Origin of the sequence: Flavobacterium terrigena, from assembly GCF_900108955.1 — a bacterium.
Classification (GTDB): Bacteria; Bacteroidota; Bacteroidia; order Flavobacteriales; family Flavobacteriaceae; genus Flavobacterium; species Flavobacterium terrigena.
Genome location: NZ_FNYA01000007.1, coordinates 119,658 through 141,820 on the forward strand (window position 1 = coordinate 119,658; position 22,163 = coordinate 141,820).

21 protein-coding genes and 2 tRNA genes are annotated in these 22,163 nt (G+C 30.7%); 17 read left to right on the forward strand and 6 right to left on the reverse strand.

What is annotated here, in order from left to right:
- Positions 1–4: 4 nt before the first annotated feature.
- Positions 5–1,528 carry a 2,3-bisphosphoglycerate-independent phosphoglycerate mutase gene (gene gpmI, locus BMX42_RS12020; RefSeq protein ID WP_091314597.1) on the reverse strand — a complete coding sequence of 508 codons (1,524 nt, stop codon included), beginning with the start codon at positions 1,526–1,528 and terminating at the stop codon, positions 5–7.
- 71 nt (positions 1,529–1,599) lie between these two features.
- Positions 1,600–4,038, reverse strand: coding sequence for a DUF5916 domain-containing protein (locus BMX42_RS12025; RefSeq protein WP_091314601.1), 2,439 nt, complete (start codon positions 4,036–4,038; stop codon positions 1,600–1,602).
- Positions 4,039–4,326: 288 nt separating this feature from the next.
- On the opposite strand from BMX42_RS12025, the gene BMX42_RS12030 reads away from it, so the two are divergent.
- A complete protein-coding gene (locus BMX42_RS12030) occupies positions 4,327–5,076 on the forward strand; it encodes a murein L,D-transpeptidase catalytic domain family protein (RefSeq protein ID WP_091314604.1) in 750 nt (249 codons plus the stop codon).
- On the opposite strand, the gene BMX42_RS12035 is transcribed toward BMX42_RS12030, so the two are convergent.
- Both BMX42_RS12035 and BMX42_RS12040 read right to left on the reverse strand, forming a co-directional pair.
- Positions 5,073–6,791, reverse strand: coding sequence for a L,D-transpeptidase family protein (locus BMX42_RS12035; protein ID WP_091314607.1), 1,719 nt, complete (start codon positions 6,789–6,791; stop codon positions 5,073–5,075). The two genes, BMX42_RS12030 and BMX42_RS12035, sit on opposite strands and share 4 nt — an antisense overlap.
- A 56-nt stretch (positions 6,792–6,847) precedes the next feature.
- Positions 6,848–7,297, reverse strand: a complete 450-nt coding sequence (locus tag BMX42_RS12040; RefSeq protein WP_245748290.1) for a GNAT family N-acetyltransferase — start codon at positions 7,295–7,297, stop codon at positions 6,848–6,850.
- Positions 7,298–7,417: 120 nt separating this feature from the next.
- Here BMX42_RS12040 and BMX42_RS12045 point away from each other — a divergent pair.
- Positions 7,418–7,490 (forward strand) — tRNA-Gly (locus BMX42_RS12045).
- 32 nt (positions 7,491–7,522) lie between these two features.
- A tRNA-Gly gene (locus BMX42_RS12050) sits at positions 7,523–7,595 on the forward strand.
- A 37-nt stretch (positions 7,596–7,632) separates the two neighbouring features.
- Here BMX42_RS12050 and pepE read toward each other — a convergent pair.
- Entirely contained in the window at positions 7,633–8,340 is a 708-nt protein-coding gene (gene pepE / locus BMX42_RS12055) for a dipeptidase PepE (protein ID WP_091314611.1), read from the reverse strand.
- 139 nt (positions 8,341–8,479) lie between these two features.
- Here pepE and BMX42_RS12060 point away from each other — a divergent pair, with 139 nt between their 5' ends.
- The 5 genes from BMX42_RS12060 (at position 8,480) to BMX42_RS12080 (ending at position 13,186) form a co-directional block, all read left to right on the forward strand.
- Positions 8,480–9,271 (forward strand): hypothetical protein, encoded by a 792-nt coding sequence (locus BMX42_RS12060; protein WP_091314615.1) that lies wholly within the window; start codon positions 8,480–8,482, stop codon positions 9,269–9,271.
- Positions 9,264–9,767 (forward strand): DUF6702 family protein, encoded by a 504-nt coding sequence (locus BMX42_RS12065; protein ID WP_091314620.1) that lies wholly within the window; start codon positions 9,264–9,266, stop codon positions 9,765–9,767. The genes BMX42_RS12060 and BMX42_RS12065 overlap by 8 nt, the downstream gene beginning before the upstream one ends.
- Before the next feature lie 104 nt (positions 9,768–9,871).
- Positions 9,872–12,142, forward strand: a complete 2,271-nt coding sequence (locus tag BMX42_RS12070) for a M1 family metallopeptidase (RefSeq protein WP_091314623.1) — start codon at positions 9,872–9,874, stop codon at positions 12,140–12,142.
- A 139-nt stretch (positions 12,143–12,281) separates the two neighbouring features.
- Complete coding sequence (locus BMX42_RS12075) at positions 12,282–12,614, forward strand: Sec-independent protein translocase subunit TatA/TatB (RefSeq protein ID WP_091314627.1); 333 nt, start codon at positions 12,282–12,284, stop codon at positions 12,612–12,614.
- Positions 12,614–13,186, forward strand: coding sequence for a phosphatase PAP2 family protein (locus BMX42_RS12080; protein ID WP_091314630.1), 573 nt, complete (start codon positions 12,614–12,616; stop codon positions 13,184–13,186). Before BMX42_RS12075 ends, BMX42_RS12080 begins: the two co-directional genes overlap by 1 nt.
- Here BMX42_RS12080 and BMX42_RS12085 read toward each other — a convergent pair whose 3' ends face one another.
- Complete coding sequence (locus BMX42_RS12085) at positions 13,187–13,828, reverse strand: O-methyltransferase (RefSeq protein WP_091314633.1); 642 nt, start codon at positions 13,826–13,828, stop codon at positions 13,187–13,189.
- Between the two features lie 80 nt (positions 13,829–13,908).
- On the opposite strand from BMX42_RS12085, the gene rlmN reads away from it, so the two are divergent.
- From rlmN to BMX42_RS12130, 9 genes are all read left to right on the forward strand, one after another.
- Entirely contained in the window at positions 13,909–14,949 is a 1,041-nt protein-coding gene (gene rlmN / locus BMX42_RS12090; protein WP_091314637.1) for a dual-specificity RNA methyltransferase RlmN, read from the forward strand.
- Between the two features lie 35 nt (positions 14,950–14,984).
- The gene (locus BMX42_RS12095; RefSeq protein WP_091314641.1) at positions 14,985–15,965 is read left to right on the forward strand and encodes a polyprenyl synthetase family protein; all 981 of its coding nucleotides are present in this window, start codon (positions 14,985–14,987) and stop codon (positions 15,963–15,965) included.
- Positions 15,966–16,164: 199 nt separating this feature from the next.
- Complete coding sequence (locus BMX42_RS12100; protein ID WP_091314645.1) at positions 16,165–16,737, forward strand: RNA polymerase sigma factor; 573 nt, start codon at positions 16,165–16,167, stop codon at positions 16,735–16,737.
- A complete protein-coding gene (locus tag BMX42_RS12105) occupies positions 16,724–17,419 on the forward strand; it encodes a hypothetical protein (protein WP_091314648.1) in 696 nt (231 codons plus the stop codon). The genes BMX42_RS12100 and BMX42_RS12105 overlap by 14 nt, the downstream gene beginning before the upstream one ends.
- Positions 17,420–17,452: 33 nt before the next feature.
- Entirely contained in the window at positions 17,453–18,490 is a 1,038-nt protein-coding gene (locus BMX42_RS12110; RefSeq protein WP_091314652.1) for a V-type ATP synthase subunit E family protein, read from the forward strand.
- Positions 18,491–18,606: 116 nt separating this feature from the next.
- A complete protein-coding gene (locus BMX42_RS12115) occupies positions 18,607–19,230 on the forward strand; it encodes a DUF6705 family protein (protein WP_091314657.1) in 624 nt (207 codons plus the stop codon).
- 86 nt (positions 19,231–19,316) lie between these two features.
- Positions 19,317–19,937 carry a DUF6705 family protein gene (locus tag BMX42_RS12120; protein ID WP_091314660.1) on the forward strand — a complete coding sequence of 207 codons (621 nt, stop codon included), beginning with the start codon at positions 19,317–19,319 and terminating at the stop codon, positions 19,935–19,937.
- A 157-nt stretch (positions 19,938–20,094) separates the two neighbouring features.
- Positions 20,095–21,450, forward strand: a complete 1,356-nt coding sequence (locus tag BMX42_RS12125) for a hypothetical protein (protein WP_091314664.1) — start codon at positions 20,095–20,097, stop codon at positions 21,448–21,450.
- A gap of 11 nt (positions 21,451–21,461) precedes the next feature.
- Positions 21,462–22,067 carry a DUF6705 family protein gene (locus tag BMX42_RS12130; RefSeq protein WP_091314668.1) on the forward strand — a complete coding sequence of 202 codons (606 nt, stop codon included), beginning with the start codon at positions 21,462–21,464 and terminating at the stop codon, positions 22,065–22,067.
- The last annotated feature ends 96 nt before the right edge of the window (positions 22,068–22,163 follow it).

The window sequence follows — 22,163 nt, forward strand, 5'->3', positions numbered from 1 at the left end:
TTCTTTACCTTAACAACAACGAGTGCTGCGTCATCGCTTCTGGTTGTGCAATTCCCATTAAATCTAAAATAGTTGGTGCAATATCACCTAAAACGCCTGATTGAATGTGTATTTTATCGTTATCCACTAAAATCACAGGAACTGGATTAGTAGTATGCGCCGTATTTGGTGAACCATCACAGTTTATCATCGTTTCGCAATTTCCGTGATCGGCAATTACAATTGTAGTATAATTATTAGCTAAAGCTGTTTCTATAATTTCTTTCACACAAACATCAACCGCTTCGCATGCTTTTATAGCAGCTGGCATGCTTCCTGTATGTCCAACCATGTCGCCATTAGCAAAATTTAAACATACAAAATCAACCTCGCCTTTTTGCAATTCGGGAACTAAAGCATCTTTTAATTCAAAGGCACTCATTTCGGGTTTTAAATCGTATGTGGCAACTTTTGGTGAGTTTTTTAAGATTCGAGTTTCACCTTCAAAAGGCATTTCTCTTCCGCCAGAAAAGAAAAACGTTACGTGTGGATATTTCTCTGTTTCAGCAATTCTGATTTGTTTTTTTCCAGCTTTGGAAATCACTTCTCCTAAAGTTTCTATGATATTATCTTTATCGTAAACAACGTGTACATTTGAGTAGGTATTGTCGTAATTAGTTAGCGTAACGTAATACAAATCTAATTTGTGCATGTTTTCCTCATGACAATCTATTTGTGAAAGCGCTTCGGTTAATTCTCTACCTCTATCGGTACGGAAATTAAAGAAAATCACCACATCATCATCCTGAATGGTTGCTAGTGGATTCCCAAAAGGGTCGACAGAAACTAACGGATTGATGAATTCGTCAGTGACATTTGCATCATAACTTTTTTGAATGCTATCTACTAAATTCGTTGATTTTTCTCCTATTCCATTTACTAATAAATCGTAAGCAATTTTTATACGTTCCCAACGTCTGTCTCTATCCATTGCATAATATCTTCCAACAACAGAAGCTAATTGCGCATTGGTATTCGAAAGGAAATTTTGTAAATCTTGAATGTATTTTTTTCCTGATTTTGGATCGACATCACGACCATCGGTAAACGCATGAACAAAAGTGTTTTTCACACCATTTTCTTCAGCAGCTTCAATTAATCCACGTAAGTGCGAAGTATGAGAATGCACGCCACCATCTGAAACTAAACCTAGAAAATGAACTTTTTTATCATTTACTTTTGCATAATTGAAAGCACTAAGTAAAGGAAGTTCGTTTTTTAAGGTATGATTTTGAACCGCTAAATTTATTTTGGCTAAATCTTGATACACAATTCGACCAGCACCTAAATTCATGTGTCCCACTTCCGAATTTCCCATTTGTCCTTCAGGCAAACCTACATGAAGTCCGTCTGTACGTAATTCGGCATTTGGATAATTTTTATAAAGTGCGTCTATAAAAGGCGTATTGGCGTTGTCTATTGCAGAAACTTTCGGATCTGGAGAATGTCCCCAACCGTCTAAAATCATTAAAATTACTTTCTTGTTCATGATAAAAGTTTAAAGCACGAATTTAGCTAAAAAAATAGACTCTTCGTGCTTCAAAATGACAAAATTTAACTCTAAGATTTAAATACGTTCTTTGCTTGATTATAATCAATAAAATAACGAAGACTTATAGAAAACGTGTGATTTAATTGATCATTATTAAATACCGTTTTTAAATTATGATTAAAGTTTTTATCAATATTATCAGTACCAAACTCAGCATTATTACGATATAAAATTGTCATTTGACTTCCTGGCGCAAACCACCAACTATAGGTTAAATCATAATTCCAAGAACTATAATTTTCATTTGCGTTACCAGCATAAGCATAATCTTCCACATAACCGTTATCCAATAATTTATGATACGAATGGTTTTCAGAAAAAGACCAATATTGTCTTACATTTAATCCGAAATTCATTCTAGAAGTTATAGAATATTTACCTTCTAAGCCAGTTTCTACTGTTCGATTGTCTCTTTTAGCAAAAACAATATCATCTCCAACTCTATCTACTCTTCCTAAATCTTGATATTCATTATAAAAATTATTTCTATAAATTAAAGTAAATCTGTCATTGAAGCGGTATCTCGGACTCAGATTTAAGCCCCAAAACCACCAACCTTTGGCTTCAGCGAAACCGATATTTGGTTCAATATCAAAAGCAAATTTGTTATTATAATTAGAAGAAATAAAAACCCAAGTATTATAGTTTTTAGGAAAGATTACATACCTTCCTTTCACTCTTGGATTGTAAAAATCATGTCTTTCAAAAGGATTTACATTCATTCCAAAACCAGCAGAATGGTTCTTTTTATTGGTAAAATTCAAATTAATATTAAAATTTTGATCTTGTAAATAATTGGTTCGATTATCAAACTGAACATACGTATTAAAATTAACTCGGAATGAGTTTAGTTTATCTGTTGATTTTAAAATTCTATAATTTACATTTCCACTTAAAGAAAAATAGTTGGTTTGAAAATTCACACCTAAATCGTTATTATCAAAATCTTCAGAAATATATTGTCCTCCAATTGAATACCTAATTTTACCTGCTGTTTCTGCTAAATTTATATTGGTTGAAATTCCTTTTTTATCATCAAAATTTTTATAGCTATTTACATAACTGTATCTAAAAGCTCCACTTGCATTGTATGTGTTTTTCTTCGTGTTTAAATTAAAGACTGTAGCAGTAACATTTGAATCACGGAACTCTCCATTTCTGGTAACATTCGTATTTATTAAGGAAACTGATGAATTTCCATTAAAACGCTGATCAAAAACCAAAACATTATAATTAGCTAAAGGCTCAATAGTTTCAACTCTTTGATTTTTAGTTATTGTGTCTCGAATTACAACATTGGTATTTTCAGTAACTGCATTTAGAAATCCAATTCCCAATCCGTTTTTTGTTCTTCCAGAAATTTTTGTAGCATTTAGCAAACCTACAGCACTTGGCGATTCAATTATTTCTTCATTGTCACCCAATTCAAGTCTTTGCGTCGGTTTTCCACCAATTCTTCTCGAATAAAACAAGCCACCTTTATTAAACAAATCCGTTCCTTCTGTAAAAAAAGGTCTGTTTTCGTTTAAAACTTGTTCGAAAGGACCGAGATTTAGAATTTTATTATCGAATTTGGTTTGTCCGAAGTCGGGAATCAAAACCATATCTAAAGTAAACGCATCTGTTAATCCGTATTTTAAATCTAAACCACCTTTAATTGTTCCATAAGCCTTTTCTTGTGCTGGACTATTTAAATAAAAAGAAGAATATGGAATTAAAAACAAACGTGTTGGCGTATTAATATTTTCAATTCCTTCTAAAATACCAGATTGCTGCGTTAAATTTCCTGCTTTATTATCGACCTTATTCCAAGTAAATGTATGACGTAATTTTCTAACTTCTCTAAAGAAATTAATACCCCAAGTTTGTTTTTCTTCACCTGAAAAACGCAAAGCAGCATAAGGTATTCTCATTTCGACCACCCAACCTTTATCTGTTATTTTTGTTTCACTTGACCAAATGGCATCCCAAGAATAATCTTCACCTTGCGCACTTTGAACACAATCTGACTGACAGTTTGTAGGCCCAACATAAAAAGTATAACTCTGTTGCCCATCGTTAAACCCATTGATAAAAACCCCAAAATAATCTGAAGTTCCATCTTTATCTCTTTCTGTAATTTCTTTTAAAATGGAAAGAGGCTTATCATCATATAAGATAGCACCAATATAAATGGCGTCATCATCATATAAAACTTTAACTTCAGTTTTACGTTCTGCAGGTTCTGGCTTTCCATTATCTGGTTCCATCATAATAAAATCGTTAGCAACTGGAGCATTTGCCCAATCTGCTTCATTTAAATTAGCATCAATTTTAATTGAGTTTTTACTTTTTACTGTACTAATTTTTCTTTTAACGGGAAGTGTATTCTCTTTTTTTTCTTCTTCTTGCGCAAAAGAGTAATTAGAGAATAATACTAAACAACCAATCAACTTAATTAACTTCATGAAAACAATTTTATATGATATTAAGGTTTGTCTACGTGTAACAAGATTTGTTTCTAAAAGAAATGTTAAATTTTAAATCTAAAAAATTTAACACAAAAATAACGCAACTTGTTGTAAATATGAAATATACCCGTTTTAAAGGCGATTTGAAACCGAAAAAATCGACGAAATGCAAAATAATCGACGAAATGCAAAAAATAATCGTTAAAAAACACTGAAAATTTTTTTTTATTCGAAATAACTTCTATATTTGCGATATCAACAAACCAACTAACAATAAGATTAACAATGAGTTACAAATTCATACCCCTTGTTTTTTTAGGATTTATATTAAATTTATCAAACGATAAAACGACATCTAAAAGTATTTATAAGTCAGATTCTGTGAAAATAGAAGCTGGTAAGCCAACAGTTATTGCAGAAAACAAAGAATTAAGTTTTGAAGAAAAAACTGAAGCATTATATAACGAAATTGAAGCAGGACAATATTCATTACCAAATTTAGAAACTTTCATTCAAGCTTTTGAAGGATATACTGCATTAGAAAACCAGGGAAAAGTAAAAAACAACGTTTTAACGATTGTTGATTTTAGTTTTTCTTCTACTAAAGAAAGAATGTGGGTAATTGACATGGATTGCAAAAAAGTGATTTTACAAACTTTAGTTTCTCATGGAATGAATTCTGGTACAGAATATGCAAATTCATTTTCTAACCAAAACGAGTCATTTAAAAGTAGTTTAGGATTTTTCATTACTGGAGAAACTTACACTGGGAAACACGGAATTTCTTTAAAATTAGATGGTCAAGAATACGGATTAAACGACAACGCAAGACAAAGATCAGTTGTAGTTCATGGAGCAGATTATGTTTCTAAAAAATTAGCTAACAGACAAGGTTATATTGGAAGAAGCCAAGGTTGTCCAGCAGTTTCACCAGAAGTAGCTCCAACATTAATCAATACAATTAAAAACAAATCAGTTTTATTTATTTACCATCCAACAAGAACGTATGTAAATAAATCTAAATTAGTTTCTTAACTCCCTAGTTTATCATATAAAGTTTTATCTAAATTATAGATATCATCCCTAAATTGCAACCCCTTTTTATCTAACCAACTTGTCCAGTACAGTTGGTGGATATAAATGGGTTGTTTTACTTTAATATAATACGTTTCTTTTTTAGCTATAATTTCATCAATCTCATCTTTCTCTTCAGCAAGGAATTTTTGTTTTGCTTCTAATTCTTCAGCAGTGAGTTTTGCAGGCCTATAGTTTTTATTCTGTTTTAATTTAGCTTCTTTTGCAGCTCTCTCTTTTCTTATTGTTTCAATACTTTTCCAGCGTCCATTATCTTGTCCTTCTAAAATCATCTTAGCTAATACTACAGGATATTGTACTCGCACACAACCAGAACTTAAAGCTCTATATTTATAAACGAAATAATCTCTATGATTGGTATCGTGTAAATATACCGAATGGTGATTTGGAAAATTAAATTTCACAACACCTAACGAATTATCATAACCTGGCGTTTGCACATATCTATAACTTTCCGCTTTTTCAGGATTCCATTCGTATGGAGAAACTACAGTATTTGTTCCTTTATAAATTGTAATTCTGTTTCTACTAAAATAATTTCTATTAGCGGTTGCTTCTACAGACAAATCTTCTTTAATAATAGTTGGTGGCACTGTCCAAGTTGGATTGAACACAAAATTAGATAGTTTTGAAGATAAAATTGGTGTCATTCGTTGCGGTCTTCCACAAACAATTTTATGTTTTGCAACAGTGTCTTTATTTACAATATAATCTAATTCATAATCAGGTAAATTAATTAGAATATATTTCTCGCCTAAATTTCGAGAAAACCAACGCCAACGCTCTAAGTTAGCCAGAATTTGTCCTTTACGCGTCTCTTTATTACAATTTAAAGCTCTTATCGTTCCAATGCCAATTACACCATCAGCAAATAAACCATGTCTAGATTGAAATTTCTTTACAGCATCAAGCATTTTAGCGTCGTATTTACTCGTGTACAAAGTATCTTGTGGATTTAAATCTTTCCAATATGAAAGTCGTTTTTTAATTTCTTTTACGACATCTAAATTATCATTAAATTTAATTTTAAGATTTTTATCAATCGAATCAAACTTACTATTTGGTAATTTATCAATCTCCACTAAAGCCTCTTTTAAAGAAAAATACACAGGATGAGTTGGCAACAAACCTTTAATGGATGGTGCGATTTTTTTAGTATCTATTGATTCTTTCAAAAGTTTTGCGACGGAAAGTTTTTTATCGAATAAATCCCAATTATTATAAACTTCATCAGGATTAAATTTCCCTCTGTAGTAATGATTACAGAGTTTCTCATAGGTTTGAGTTAATAAAATATCGTAGGCTAATTGTTCTTCTAACTGTAAAGAATCCTTTCTTAATTCTAGTTGAAATATTTTATTGATGTTATAATCTTCAGGGTTTAAACCTTCGTTTTTTGTTTTTTCAATTTGAGAAATTAAATCTTCTCTATTCTCTCTGTCAACCCATATCTCATGGTTTTCAAACATTTTATAGAAACTTCTAATACTATCCGATTTATCTTCTAATAAATCCTCAGGCATGGCATGAATGGTAATCTTTCTAATAGTATCAAAATAGTCTTCACTTTCTTCAAAAACTTCTTTTTTGCTGTTTTTACAAGCCATAAAAACAACGAATAGCAACACAACGAATATGCAGATTTTTTTCATCATATAACAAATTTAACAAAATATGCGTGCATAATAAATTTTGTCGTTAAAATACTTTTTTATACGACGAAATACTTAAACATAGCAAAATGCGTTCCAATTTCAGGAATTTCAAACGAATTTCCTAGCACAGAAAACCCGAAATTTTGATAAAATTTAACCGCATTTTCTCTTGCATTAAACCACAAAACTTCTGCTTTTTGGGCATCAACAAATTTACAAACTTCATCCAAAATTAGATTACCATAACCCAAACCTTGATATTCATTTAACACAGCCATGCCACGCAATTGAAATTGATTCTTTTCATCGAAATTTTCATTTTTGACTTTAAAAACAGAAGCAACTCCAATTAAATTATTTTCATCAAATAATCCAAAATGAGTCGTATCATTTGCATCATCACCTAAAAAAAAGCAAGTTTCAATAGGTTTTCCTTGTCGTAAAACAGCACTTCTAACAGGAAAAGTGTCTAAATATGTAATTTTTTTTATTTTTATTTCACCCATAACCATTTCTAAATTAATAAATTACAAAGTCATTTTTTAAAATTTATATTTTTTTTTCTAAAAAAACTTGCAATTAATCAGTTTTTCATATTATATTTGCACTCACCAAAACAAAAAAATGCGAAAGTAGCTCAGTTGGTAGAGCGTCAGCCTTCCAAGCTGAATGTCGCGAGTTCGACCCTCGTCTTTCGCTCTAAAATTTATTGAATTTCAAAATTCTACCATGCGAAAGTAGCTCAGTTGGTAGAGCGTCAGCCTTCCAAGCTGAATGTCGCGAGTTCGACCCTCGTCTTTCGCTCTAAAGCCTCAAATTAATTTGAGGCTTTTTTTTGGTCTTATCTCAAATTACTTAAATCGGCTCCTGTTTCAATTTCAACAGCTTCTTTACCTTGTTGAAACAATCTAGCTGGTAAATCACCTTTCAAAGTAATGGTTTTACCTAAAACTTCTAACCAACTTCCTTCTCTTAATCCTAAAACAGATTGCGGATTATAATGATGGAATTCTCCAATTCTAGTTTCTCTAGTTTCACCCATATGTTGTGAACCTTCAATCGGATCCAAATAATGCGGATTCAAATTAAAAGAAACCAATCCTAAAGTTCTAAAACTTGGTGGATATGCAATTGGCATATCATTAGTGGTTCCCATTGTTAATCCACAAATATTACTTCCAGCACTTGTTCCTAAATATGGCGTTCCATTTTCAACGGCGTTTTGTATCGCATCCAACAAATTAAATTTATACAACATACTCACTAAAACAAACGTATTTCCACCACCAGTAAAAATAGCTTCTGCCTTTTTTATTGCATCAATAGGATTTTCAAACTCATGAATTCCTTTTACATCTATATTTAACTGTTTGAAAACTGGTTTTACTTTTTCTGTATATTCTTCATGAGAAATTCCGCCTGGTCTTGCAAATGGAATAAACACTAAAGTGGACACATTTTTGAAATGTTCAGCCAAAGTTGGAAGCAGATAATCTAAATAAGTTCCTCCAAAAACGGTTGAAGTGCTTGCAATAATTACTTTTTTCATAAATTCTAAAAATTTTACTCTATTCTTAACAAAATTTTATATTGATTCTGATTTTGTTCTTATATTTTTACAGAAAATTAATTCTTTTATTATTAAAAAATACTTACATATACTATTACTACTACTTTCTCAATTTGTTGTGTCGCAAAACGACTCAATTATCAAGGGAAAAATCATTGTTGAAACCAACGACAATGACGGTATTACTATTGTAAATATATCAAACAAAACTAATACAATTTCTGGAAATGGTGGATATTTTAAAATAAAAGCCAAAGTAAATGACACCATTATGTTTAGCGCTATTCATTTGGTAGGCAAAAAACACGTCGTTACAAAAAAAGATTTCGGTAGAGATTTACTTTTTATAAAATTAGAAATTTACACCCGACATATTAAAGAAATTATGGTAACCAATGCAGATGATATAAATGCAGAATCATTGGGATTAGTTCCGAAAGGACAAAAAAAATACACTCCAGCTGAAAGAAGATTAAAAACCGCTGGCGACTGGTCTGGAACCGGAATTGATGGCGCTTTACTTTCTTTAGATCCTTTAATAAATGCTATTTCAGGAAAAACAAAAAAATTAAAAGCCGAATTAGAAGTAGAACGAAAAGAATTTTTACAAAGTAAAATTAATTCCAATTTTGATTCTGAATTTATCATGAATCAATTACACATTCCAGAAGAATACATTGAAGGTTATATTTTCTACATTGTGGAAGATGCAGAATTAAAAGCAGCAGCAAAAGCGAAAAACAAAACTTTAATTACTTTTAGGATGAGTGCTTTAGCTGTCGATTATTTAAAACTAAAAAATCTACAACCCTATTACCCAAAGCCTGTTGAGCCAGAAAAAAAAGTAGAAGAAAAAACGGAAAATACAGAAATTAAAAAACCTGAAACCGAAGAAAAAAAAGATGAATAAAATTAGAATAAGTTTATTAGTTGTACTATTTGTGCTTTCAAGTGCATTTACTTTTCATAAATTTTATGTTGGGGTTTTTCAGGTGGATTATTTTAAAGAAAAAAAAGCCGTACAAATCACTGCCAGATTATTTATTGACGATTTAGAAAAAGTATTACACAAAAAATACAACAAGCATTTCTACATCACTACAAAAGATGAAGTTGCTGATGCAAATACTTATATTGCAAAATATTTAGACGAAAAATTGAAAATAAAAATCAATAATAAAATTCAATCTATTCAGTTTTTAACCAAAGAACAAGAAGAAAATATTGTAATTTGCTATTTGAAAATTAATTTTAAAGACAACATAAAAGACTTAGAAATCACCAACAATGTTTTGTTTGATATTTTTAACGAACAACAAAATTTATTACATTTGAACATTAATGGTAACAAAAAGACAATTTTGTTTACTAATACAGAAACCAACCAAAAACTGAAATATAAATAATACATAATATGAAATTGCCATTAACAAAAAAGTTTGCTTACGCAAACACCAATAAATAAAAAGGCGATAACATTTATGACTACTAAAAAATAAAAATTACATATATGAAAAAGTCAATTTCAATTGCTTTCTTATTTTTCGCATCACTTACTTCTTTCGCACAAGAAGTGAAAAAAGAAGAAGTAAAAAAAGATCAAGGTCACACTGACATTAATAAATTTAGTCAGATGTATGCCGAAATGGCCACACCAAACATGTTTCGTACTGCTTCTGGTGCCCCAGGACCAGCTTATTATCAACAACGTGCCGACTACAAAATCAATTTAGAATTAGACGATAAATTATCTAGAATGTATGGAAGCGAAACCGTAACTTATTACAACAACGCACCAGAATCATTAGATTATTTATGGGTTCAATTAGACCAAAATATTGCTAAAAGAGATTCTCAAACTCCTTTAATTGATAACCAAACAATGCCTTCTGCAACTTCACCAGAAAATTTCGCAAAAACCTACATGGGTAAAAGTTTTGATGGCGGTTACAATTTAGAGTACGTAAAAGACGAAAAAGGGAATGCCATGAAATATACCATCAACAATACAATGATGCGTATCGACTTACCAAAAGCATTAAAAAAAGGTGAAAAAGTAGTTTTCTCAATCAAATGGTGGTACAATATTAATGACTACATGAAAGACGGTGGAAACGGTCGTTCTGGTTATGAACTTTTTCCTGATGGAAACAAATTATATGTAATTGCTCAATTCTACCCAAGAATGTGCGTTTACAATGATGTGGAAGGCTGGCAAAACATGCAATTCTGGGGAAGAAGTGAATTCGCTTTAACTTTCGGAAATTACGATGTTAAAATTACAGTTCCTGCAGATCATATTTTAGATGGAACTGGAGTTTTACAAAACAGAAGTGAAGTTTATACTGCAGAACAAGTTAAAAGATGGCAATTAGCCGAAAATTCTTTCGACAAGCCAGTAGTAATTGTTACTCAAGCAGAAGCTACAGCTGCAGAAAAAGGTTTCTCAACTGCTAAAAAAACATGGCATTTGAAAGCAGAAAATGTTAGAGATTTTGCATTTTCAACTTCTCGTAAATTCATTTTAGATGCGATGGCTGTCCAAATCGGAAACAGCAAACCAATGGCAATTTCTTTATATCCAAAAGAATCAAATCCACTTTGGGAAAACTTATCTACAAGAGCTGTAGCACATACTTTAAAAACCTATTCAAAATATACTTTTGACTATCCTTATCCAAAAGCGATTTCAGTTTCTGCTGAAGATCAAGGAATGGAATACCCAATGATTTGTTGGAATTATGGTCGTCCAGATGAAAATGGAAAAATTAGTGACCGTGTAAAATACGGAATGTTAGGAGTAATCATTCATGAAGTTGGACATAACTTTTTCCCAATGATTGTAAATTCAGACGAAAGACAATGGACTTGGATGGACGAAGGTTTAAACACATTCTTAGAATATTTAACAGAACAAGAATTTGATAAAAATTTCCCTGCTGATAGAGGTCCAGCAAAATCAATTGTTCCTTACATGAAAGGTAATCAACAGTTTTTAGAACCAATTATGAGTCAAGGTGATGTAGTTTATAATTTTGGAGCAAACGCTTACGGAAAACCAGCTACAGGATTAAATATCTTACGTGAAACGATTATGGGTCACGAATTGTTTGACCATGCTTTTAAAACATATGCAAACCGTTGGATGTTTAAACACCCAACTCCAGAAGATTTCTTCAGAACTATGGAAGATGCTTCTGCTGTAGATTTAGATTGGTTTTGGAAAGGCTGGTTCTACTCTACTGATGTAGTAGATTTAGGAATTAAAAACGTAAAACAATTTTATGTAACGGAAGATGCAACTAAAGAAGTTAAAGATTCTTTCAACAGAAGAGGGAGAAGAATTGCTGATGCTGGTCCAATGCTGTATTTAGTAAATAGCGAAAATGCAGAATTAAAACCAGAATTAAAAACGGCTTTAGAAAACAATAAAGTTCAAGCTTTAAACGATTACATAAATAAAAATTATACAGCTGAAGAAAAAGCAACATTAAAAAATCCGAAATACTTTTACGAAGTAGAATTTGACAAACCTGGAAGCTTAATGATGCCAATTATTGCAGAATTAAATTTTGAAGACGGAACAAAAGAAGTACATAAATTCCCAGTTCAAATTTGGAGAAGAAATAACACTACTGCAAAACGTGTTTTTGCAACAGAGAAAAAAGTAGTTAAAATTCAATTAGATCCAAAATTAGAAACTGCTGATATTGATGTAACTAACAACACTTGGCCAAAAGAAGAAGTGGTTGATAAATTTAGTGAAATCGAAAAAAAATAAAAAATCTTAAAAAAGTGTAATTCAAACGAATTACACTTTTTTTTGTTAAAAACTTCTAACTTCTAACTTCTAACTTCTAACTTTGTATTAACTTTGCAGTTCGGTTATTTATTTAACTAAAAATTTAAAAATCAAAACTATGTTTGGTATAGGCGGAGACGAAATATTTTTAATTTTAATTGTCATTTTAATGCTTTTTGGATCAGATAAAATTCCAGAAGTTGCTAGAACTTTGGGTAAAGGTATGGCACAATTGAAAAATGCAACAAATGAAATTAAACACGAAATTCAGAAAGGTGCAGAAGAAAACGGTTTAGATATGAAAAGCATAACGGGCGGAATTTCAGATGAAATTGCAAGCGCTAAAAAAAGCATGACTGAATCCGTAAACCCTGTTGAACTTGCCAATCCAATAAATGAAATTAAAGAAGATATTGAAAACTTATCTGGACCAATAAAACGTCAAATGTAATGCTAGAAGAATTAATAAATTTAGATAAAAAACTATTTATTTTTCTAAACAATTTGGGTTCAAAACCTTTTGATGACATTTGGTTATTAGTTACCAAACAATTCAATTGGATTCCGTTTTTCCTTTTACTTTTAGTAATTCTTTATAAAAAAATTGGAACTAAGCAATTACTTATTTCTTTACTAACTATTGCTGCATTAATTACTTTCACCAACGAAATTACCGATTTAATTAAATTCTCAGTTCAACGAATTCGACCTTGCAACGATGAAGAATTAGTTGGCTTTATTAGAATTGTAAAAGACAGCGATACATTTAGTTATTTTTCAGGACATGCCGCCAATTCTACCGCAGCGATGATGTTAGTATTTTTAATCTTGCGACAATTTTACAAATACGCTTATCTGATTTTTTTATATCCATTAATTTTCGCGTATAGTCGAATTTACTTAGGCCTACACTTTCCTTTAGATATTATTTCTGGATATATTTTTGGAAGTTTAACTGGGATTTTGTTTTATAGAATTTACATTTTAATTTCTACAAAACTGAAAACTTCAACTGAAAACTAATTATTTCACTCGAGTAACAGTTAACCCATCACGAATAGGTAATAAAACCGTTTCTACACGTTCGTCTTCATTGATGATTCTGTTGTAATCTAATAGAATTTGTGTGCTTTTGTCGTTTGCTTTTACTTCTTCTAAAACTTTTCCGCTCCACAAGACATTATCGGATAAAATAATTCCTCCTTTATTCATCAAAGGCACAATTAAATAAAAATAATTGATGTAATTTTCTTTATCTGCATCAATAAAAACCAAATCGAATTTTTTATTTAAGGTCGGAATAATTTCAATCGCATCACCAATATGCTGAAAAATTTGATTCGAATAAGGCGACAAATCAAAATATTTTTGTTGAATTTCTTCTAATTCTTCATTGATATCAATCGTGTCTAAAGTTCCGTTTTCTTGTAAACCTTCTGCTAAACATAAAGCTGCGTAACCTGTATACGTTCCAATTTCTAAAATAGTTTTTGGGTTAATAATTTTAGACAGCATACTCAAAACTCTGCCCTGAAAATGTCCACTTAACATTCTTGGCTGCAAAATTTTCTGATGTGTTTCTTTATTCAACTTCACCAATAATTCTGGTTCTTGCTGAGAATGATTGGCAACGTAATTTTCTAAATCTTCTGAAATGAAATGCATTATTCTATAAATTTATAAGTACAAAAGTACAAATTCAAAAACTAAATAAATCAAAAAATAAAAAACACTAACTTTGCACCATGCAAGCAGACAAAAAAGACATCAGAGCTTTATCAAAAGAGCAATTAAGAGATTTTTTCGTTACTAACGGAGACAAAGCCTTCCGTGGGAATCAAATTTACGAATGGTTATGGAGCAAAAGTGCGCATTCTTTTGAAAACATGACAAACGTTTCTAAGGAAACGCGAGCTATGTTAGAAGCTAACTTCGTAATTAATCATGTAAAAGTTGACACGATGCAACGTAGTGAAGATGGAACGGTTAAAAACGCGGTTCGTTTACACGATGATTTAATTGTGGAAAGTGTGCTGATTCCAACAAAAACAAGAACGACTGCTTGTGTTTCGAGTCAAGTTGGATGTAGTTTGGATTGTAATTTTTGCGCAACTGCTCGTTTAAAACGTATGAGAAATTTGACACCTGGTGAAATTTATGATCAAGTTGTAGCGATAGATAATGAAAGTAAATTGTATTATGACAGACCACTTTCTAATATTGTTTTTATGGGAATGGGTGAACCTTTAATGAATTACCCAAACGTAATGAAAGCGATTGACATGATTACGTCAAATGAAGGATTAGGCATGTCACCAAAACGTATTACGGTTTCTACTTCTGGAGTTTCGAAAATGATTAAAAAAATGGCTGATGATGATGTGAAATTCAATTTAGCGGTTTCTTTACATTCTGCGATTGAAGCGACTCGAAATGAAATTATGCCATTTACCAAAAGTTTTCCTTTAACAGAATTACGTGAAGCATTAGAATATTGGTATGCCAAAACAAAAAACAAAATCACATACGAATACGTAGTTTGGAAAGACATAAATGACGACAAAGCTTCTATTGATGCCTTGGTGAAATTCTGCAAATATGTGCCTTGTAAAGTCAACTTAATTGAATACAATGCGATTGACGATGGCGATTTTCAACAAGCCAGCGAACAAGCCACAAAAGATTACATTACTGCTTTAGAAAGAAATAATATTGTAGTAAAAGTCAGAAAAAGTCGTGGAAAAGATATTGATGCCGCTTGTGGACAATTGGCGAATAAGAGTTAGTAAATTAACTTGAAAATTGCTACTTTTGAAGCACCATGAAAATAACCGAACAAATTAAAGAACCCATAACACATGAAATGGAACTTTTCGAAAAGAAGTTTCAGGATGCTATGTCTTCTAAAGTGGCGTTACTTAATCGGATTACGCATTATATAGTGAACCGAAAAGGAAAACAAATGCGACCAATGTTTGTGTTTTTAACGGCAAAAATGGTTTCAGGCGGCACAGTAAACGATAGAACTTATCGTGGTGCTTCGGTAATTGAGTTGATTCACACCGCAACTTTAGTGCATGATGATGTGGTGGATGACAGTAATAAACGTCGTGGTTTTTTTTCTATCAATGCGCTTTGGAAAAATAAAATCGCTGTTTTAGTTGGCGATTATTTACTTTCAAAAGGTTTATTACTTTCTATTGATAATAACGATTTCGATTTGTTAAAAATCATTTCGATTGCCGTTCGTGAAATGAGCGAAGGGGAATTATTACAAATTGAAAAAGCCAGAAAATTAGACATCACAGAAGATATTTACTACGAAATTATCCGACAAAAAACGGCTACCCTTATTGCAGCATGTTGTTCACTTGGCGCTTGTTCTGTACTTCCTGAAGACAAAGAAGTGGTTGAAAAAATGCGAAAATTCGGTGAATTAATCGGAATGGCTTTCCAAATTAAAGATGATTTATTCGATTATACTGATGATGCCATCGGAAAACCTACTGGAATCGACATCAAAGAACAAAAAATGACGTTGCCTTTAATTCATACGTTGAACAATTGTACTTCAAAAGAAAAAAATTGGATTATCAATTCGATAAAAAATCATAATAAAGATAAAAAACGCGTAAAAGAAGTCATCGCTTTTGTAAAAAACCATGGTGGACTAACTTATGCAGAACAAAAAATGGTGCAATTTCAACAAGAAGCACTACTACTTATACAAGACTTCCCCACTTCTGTTTATAAAGATTCACTTACCTTAATGGTAAATTACGTAATTGAAAGAAAGATATAATTCTGGTTTTCTATAAATTTTAAAACTTTATACAACCATAATAAAATCATTCTCGTCTATACTAATAGAAACCTTTAAAATTTAATTTTTGAAAGTTTTTTAAAACAAGATGCAACCATTTTAAAACAACAATCGTCTATATTAATAGAAGCCTATAAAACTTGATTTTTGACATTGAAATGGTCATTGAAATTAAAATATGAAAGTAATAGCATTACATAAAAATGAACAACAACTAATTAGCGAAGCGATTGCAAATAATCGCCAAGCACAACAGCAGTTGTATTCAAAATATGCTTCTAAAATGTTAAGTGTTTGTCGACAGTATATCAAAGACATTCACCATGCGGAAGATGTAATGATTACTGGTTTCATGAAAATGTTTACCAATTTGAAAAAATTTGAAAACAAAGGCAGTTTTGAAGGTTGGATAAGGCGAATTATGATTCATGAATGTATTGATTATTTAAGAGTTAAAAAAAACAGTTTTAATCATAAAGATATTGACGATGTAATTTATTCAGAAGAAGAAGATAATTACGAAATGGAAGGTGATTTTTCTATAGATGACATACAATTATTAATAGATAATTTACCAGAAGGATACAAAACGGTTTTCAATTTATATATCATTGAAGGCTATAAACATAATGAGATTGCCGAATTATTAAATATTTCAGAAGGCACCTCAAAATCACAATTGTCACACGCAAAAAGAATACTGCAAACCCAAATTTCAGAATTAAAAAGCAAGAGCAATGGAACCAAATAAATTCAATAATAACATACAAAAGAAATTCAATTCACGCGAAATTGAACCTTCTGCGCAAGCTTGGGACAGATTAGATGCTATGCTAACTGTTGCCGAAGAAAAAAAACAACCTGCAACATATTTTTGGTTAAAAATTGCTGCTTCGTTTCTACTATTTACAGGAGTAGGTTACGTTTTTTTTCAACAAAATCAGAAATCGGAAATTTTACAACCAACAAATCAAGTAGTTATTTCAAAAGAAACACCTACAAATGAAGTTGAAAATTATGATACAAATGAAATTACAATTTCGTCAGAAACAGAAAATGAACTAGCGGTTTCTACACCAAAAACTACTAATCCAACTACTGAAAAAGTTTCAAAACAAAATAATAACACGAAATACAAATCTGAATTAGATTCTCATAAAGCAGTAGTAGAAAAACTTAACGAATTAATTGCTCAAAATGAAAATAAATCAGAACACATAAACCCAAAAACTAATTATGACAATTCCATTGCCGAAGTACAAGGCAATGAAAAGTCAAATGGAAATTCAAATACGCATAAATCTACTTTAAAAGTAAACCCCAACGACTTACTTAGTTCGGTTGAATCAGAGCTCGATCAATCGTTAAAAGACAAAGCGTTGACTAAATTTAAACAAGCAAAATCAGCATTCGTAAACAGAAACTATAACTAAAAACCTTTAAAACAATTTTAAAAACTAGAAATCATGCAAAAAATTATTTTATACATCAGTGTAGCGGTAATCGCACTAGTAAATACTGTTAGTGCACAAGAGAAAACATTCGAACAAAAAGCAAAAGAAATTGCTGTTAATATCAAAACAATTGCTCAAGAAGAGAAAAAAGCTTTAAAAGCAGAAATTGAAGCCATTGACAAAGAACTGGAATCTGGTAAAATCACTAAGGAAGAAGCCGATAAAGCAAAAACAAAAGTTGCCGAAGAACGTGCTAAAAACATTGAAACCAAAACAGCTGAATATGAAACTGCATTAAGAGAGTTAATTAACAACCAAGTTCAAACAACAGCTACAGATTCAACGGATATTGGAACTTCGAATTTAATTAGTATCAAATCGAAAAAGAACAATCCAAACAAATCTGAAAACAGAACTACAAGTCAATTTGTACTTGCTTTTGGAGCTAACAATCTTGTAACAGATGGCGCAGTAGCCAACTCACAATTTGGTTATGGACGTTCTTCTTTTTATGAGTGGGGACTTACATGGAATACACGTTTAACTAACAACAGTAATCTTTTACATTTAAAATATGGAGTAGGATTTCAATACAACATGTTACATGCAACTGACAACAGAGTGTTTGCAGACGTTGACGACCAAACCATTTTAGTAGATGCTGGTGTAGACACAAAAGCTAACAGAACTTATTTTAAAAACGTATATTTTGTAGTGCCAATGCATTTAGAATTTGATTTTTCTGAAACTAAAACGGTAGATGACAAAAAGGTTTTCAAATCACATAGAGGTGCTCGTGTTGGACTAGGTGGATTTATTGGAGTAAACACAAACTCAAAACAATTTATTGAATACAAAGCAGACGGATATAAATTTTCTGAAAAACAAAAAGGAGATTTCAATGTAAATGATTTCACTTACGGATTAAGTGCTTACGTTGGGTACAAACAAACATCGTTATATATAAAATACGATTTAAATCCGATGTTTAAAAACAACGCAGTAGATCAAAACAACATTTCATTAGGATTACGTTTTGATTGGAATTAAAAATTAGAATTACATTTTTTGAGTTATATTACCATACTTTTTTTAAAACCTACAGGAATTTTCTTGTAGGTTTTTTTTTATTAAGAAATATTGTAACTTTACTTAAACTTTGTATTATGAAAAAAATAATTTTTATAACATGTTTAATACTTTCAATAGTATCATGTAAAGCACAAACAATTATTCAGTCAAGACAAAATTTTTATACTGACACTCCTGACGGAGGATATTATCAAGATGTTAACTTCTTATTAGACCCTTATGTAGGAACATGGGTGTACACAAATGGAACAACATTATTAACTATCAAATTAAGAAAAATCATCAATTTTTATAACGGAAAATTTTATTCTGATTTATTAGTTGGTGAATACCAGTATATAGAAAATGGTGTTGAAAAATTAAACACTCTTAGTCAATTTAATACAGATTATCCGATTCAATACGATCATAATCTATTTAGTAGTAATTTGTTAAACACTAATGACAAACCAAATCCTTGCACCTCTTGTAATAATTCAATTTCCCGAGTTACAATAACATATAGTGATGATGTAAAAGATATTTCAGGTAGTTTTTATATCGGCTTATCAGCAACAAGTAATTTAGTTGCTATTACGTACATATCTTCAACTGGTATAGCTTACTCAGGTGGTGACCCAAGTAATTTTACTACATGGACCCAAACAAATGTTGGAACCACCATACCAAATGGATGGTATAGTTTTATAAAACAGTAAATAAAATACTTTTTTTAAAACCTACAGGGAATTTTCTTGTAGGTTTTTTTTTAAGAAATATTGTAACTTTACTTAAACTTTGTATTATGAAAAAAATAATTTTTATAACATGTTTAATACTTTCAATAGTATCATGTAAAGCACAAACAATACAGTCAGCAAGGTCAATTCATCCAGCTGAGACTCCTGATGGTGGATATTATCAAGATGCTAACGACTTATTAAACCCTTATATTGGAACATGGGTACATACAAATGGAACAACATCATTAACTATTAAATTAAGAAAAATAATCAATTTTTATAACGGAAAATTTTATTCAGATTTGTTAGTAGGTGAGTACCAGTATATAGAAAATGGAGTAGAAAAATTAAACACTTTAAGTCAGTTTACAATTGATTATCCTTTACAATATGATCACAAACTTTATAGTAGTCATTTATTATATGCATCTGACAAACCAAATCCGTGTACCACTTGCAACAATTCAATTTCAAGAGTTAACATAACTTATAGTGATAGTGTAAAAGGAATAATGGGAAGTTTTTATATGGGCTTATCATCAACAAGTAATTTAGTTACAAATGTGTATATATCTTCTACAGGTATTAAATATTCTGGTGATCCAAATGATATTTCTACATTAACATCAGAACATGTTGGCACAACCATACCAAATGGATGGTATAGTTTTATAAAACAGTAAATAAAAATACTTTTTTTTTAACCTACAGGGAATTTTGTTGTAGGTTTTTTTTATTATGAAAAATATTACTTTAACATTTTTTACGGTAATGCCGTAAGATTTATACCTAGTGTTTGTTTACTATTGTACTTGAGGGATTTTAACTATAAAAATATTTATGAGAAAAGACAATTTAATTAGGCTATTACTTTTTGGTATAGTTTTTATACTATTTGGTTGTAGTGAAGATTTATTTGACAAACAAATTAATCAAAACAAGGACCTTATTATCAAGAAAGTTTCCATGCAAGATATTCAATTTAAGGATAATGCCAGATTAGTTAAGAGTGTTGCAAATTTGAAGCAGGTTCAATTGAATAGTTCTAGTAGATATGTATATAACGAAGCATATGATTTTTACATAGACGAAGAAAATGGAGTTTATCTAAAAAAAGACAGTTTAGAATCATATACATTTCCAATTTATAAAACGGAAACAGACAGTACGGTTACAGATATTATTTTTAATAAAAGTGCAACGGGAGATTATGATATAATATTAGGAAAGTATGATATTTTAAAAAGAGATTTAGCTGATATTACTTTACAAGAATTATTTCAATCAGATGTAGAATTTATTAATCTTATCGGAAAATATGGTCTTCCTGAATTAGTGTGTTTTGAAGAATATTCGTATGTAGATACGGGTGTCAATGTTGGTGCCGACTCTGAGCTAATTTTTGATTGGATATCAACAGGTTCTTTCTGCTATATGCAATATGATAATGGCGGCGGTGGCGGTGATTTTAGTCATATTTCAGGTGGAGGAATAATAACAGGGCCAATTGATTCTCCTCATGGTGTTGGTGGAGGAAGTCCAACCTCAAATCCTTGTATAAAACTAAAAAATTTATTTGACGCAACTAAAGCAAATATAAAACCATCTCTGATAGCACTACAAAACACAATAACTCCAACTAGTACTGGTGAAAATGCAGTTACTTTTAAAAAAGACACAAATGGGAATTTTAGTAATACACCAGTACCGTCTACAAGTAACAATTCAATAGTAGGTCCTGTTGGTCCAAATATTTATGGGGAAGCTCATACTCATCCATTAGATGTTTATCCAATGTTTTCTTGGACTGATGTTAATAGATTATTAGAACTTGCTACTTATACTTCAACAAGTAATTTAGATAGTGTTGTGAATATGGTTGTTGTTCAAGATGACAATGGTGTATTTCAAACGTATGCCTTAGTATATAATAATGATGGTTTTGGCATAAATACTGTTGAAGATGTTTTGAATCAACCTGAACTTAATGGATGTTCGAAAAGAGAAAAACTTAATATCTACGATAATGAATTAGGCGATAAATATCAAAAAGATTCAAATTATGAACGTGGCTTTTTACGACAATTCTTTGGGTTTAATGTATCTTTGTACAAAGCAAATGCAAATTTATCAAATTGGAGTAAATTATCAATTAATTCAATAACCGCGAATGTTACTACAACACCTTGCAATTAAAATTAAATGTTATGGAAAATATAATTAAAATTATTATACTTACAATTTCTTTAAATTGTTATTCTCAATCACCAATAATTGATATTATCGATAAAGATGGAACTAGAACAACAAATGCATATTATAAAGATGTAAACAATTTATTAAATACATTTGAAGGAACTTGGCTTTATACTAATGGAGCAACTTCATTAAAAATTGTAATGATAAAAAAAATGCAACAATTTAATGGTAGATATTATGAAGATTTAATTATTGGCGAATACGAATATAAAGTAAATGATGTTATTGTGATTAGTACTTTAAGCGAATTAAATAATAATTATTCAAACCAAAGTTCTCATAGCATAGCGGGAAGTTCAATAATGAATAACAATAATAGACCAATATGTACAAATTGCACAGTAAACGAAAAAAGATTACGAACAGGTTTTGAAGACCCTGTGAGAGATTCGTATGGTACAATGATAGTTAAAAAAACAACACAAAATGGTTTAGAAGCTATTCAAATAAAGACAAGACTATCAGGCTATGGAACACCTTGGATTGAAGGCCAGCCTCAACCACCAACAGATTTTACAGTGCCTGCAGGCGAATATATATTAATTAAACAGTAACTCATATCTCATAACTTAAAACCTACAGGAATTTTCTTGTAGGTTTTTTGTTTTTAATCTGTCCCGAAACTTCACGATTATTTCTGATTCTTAATT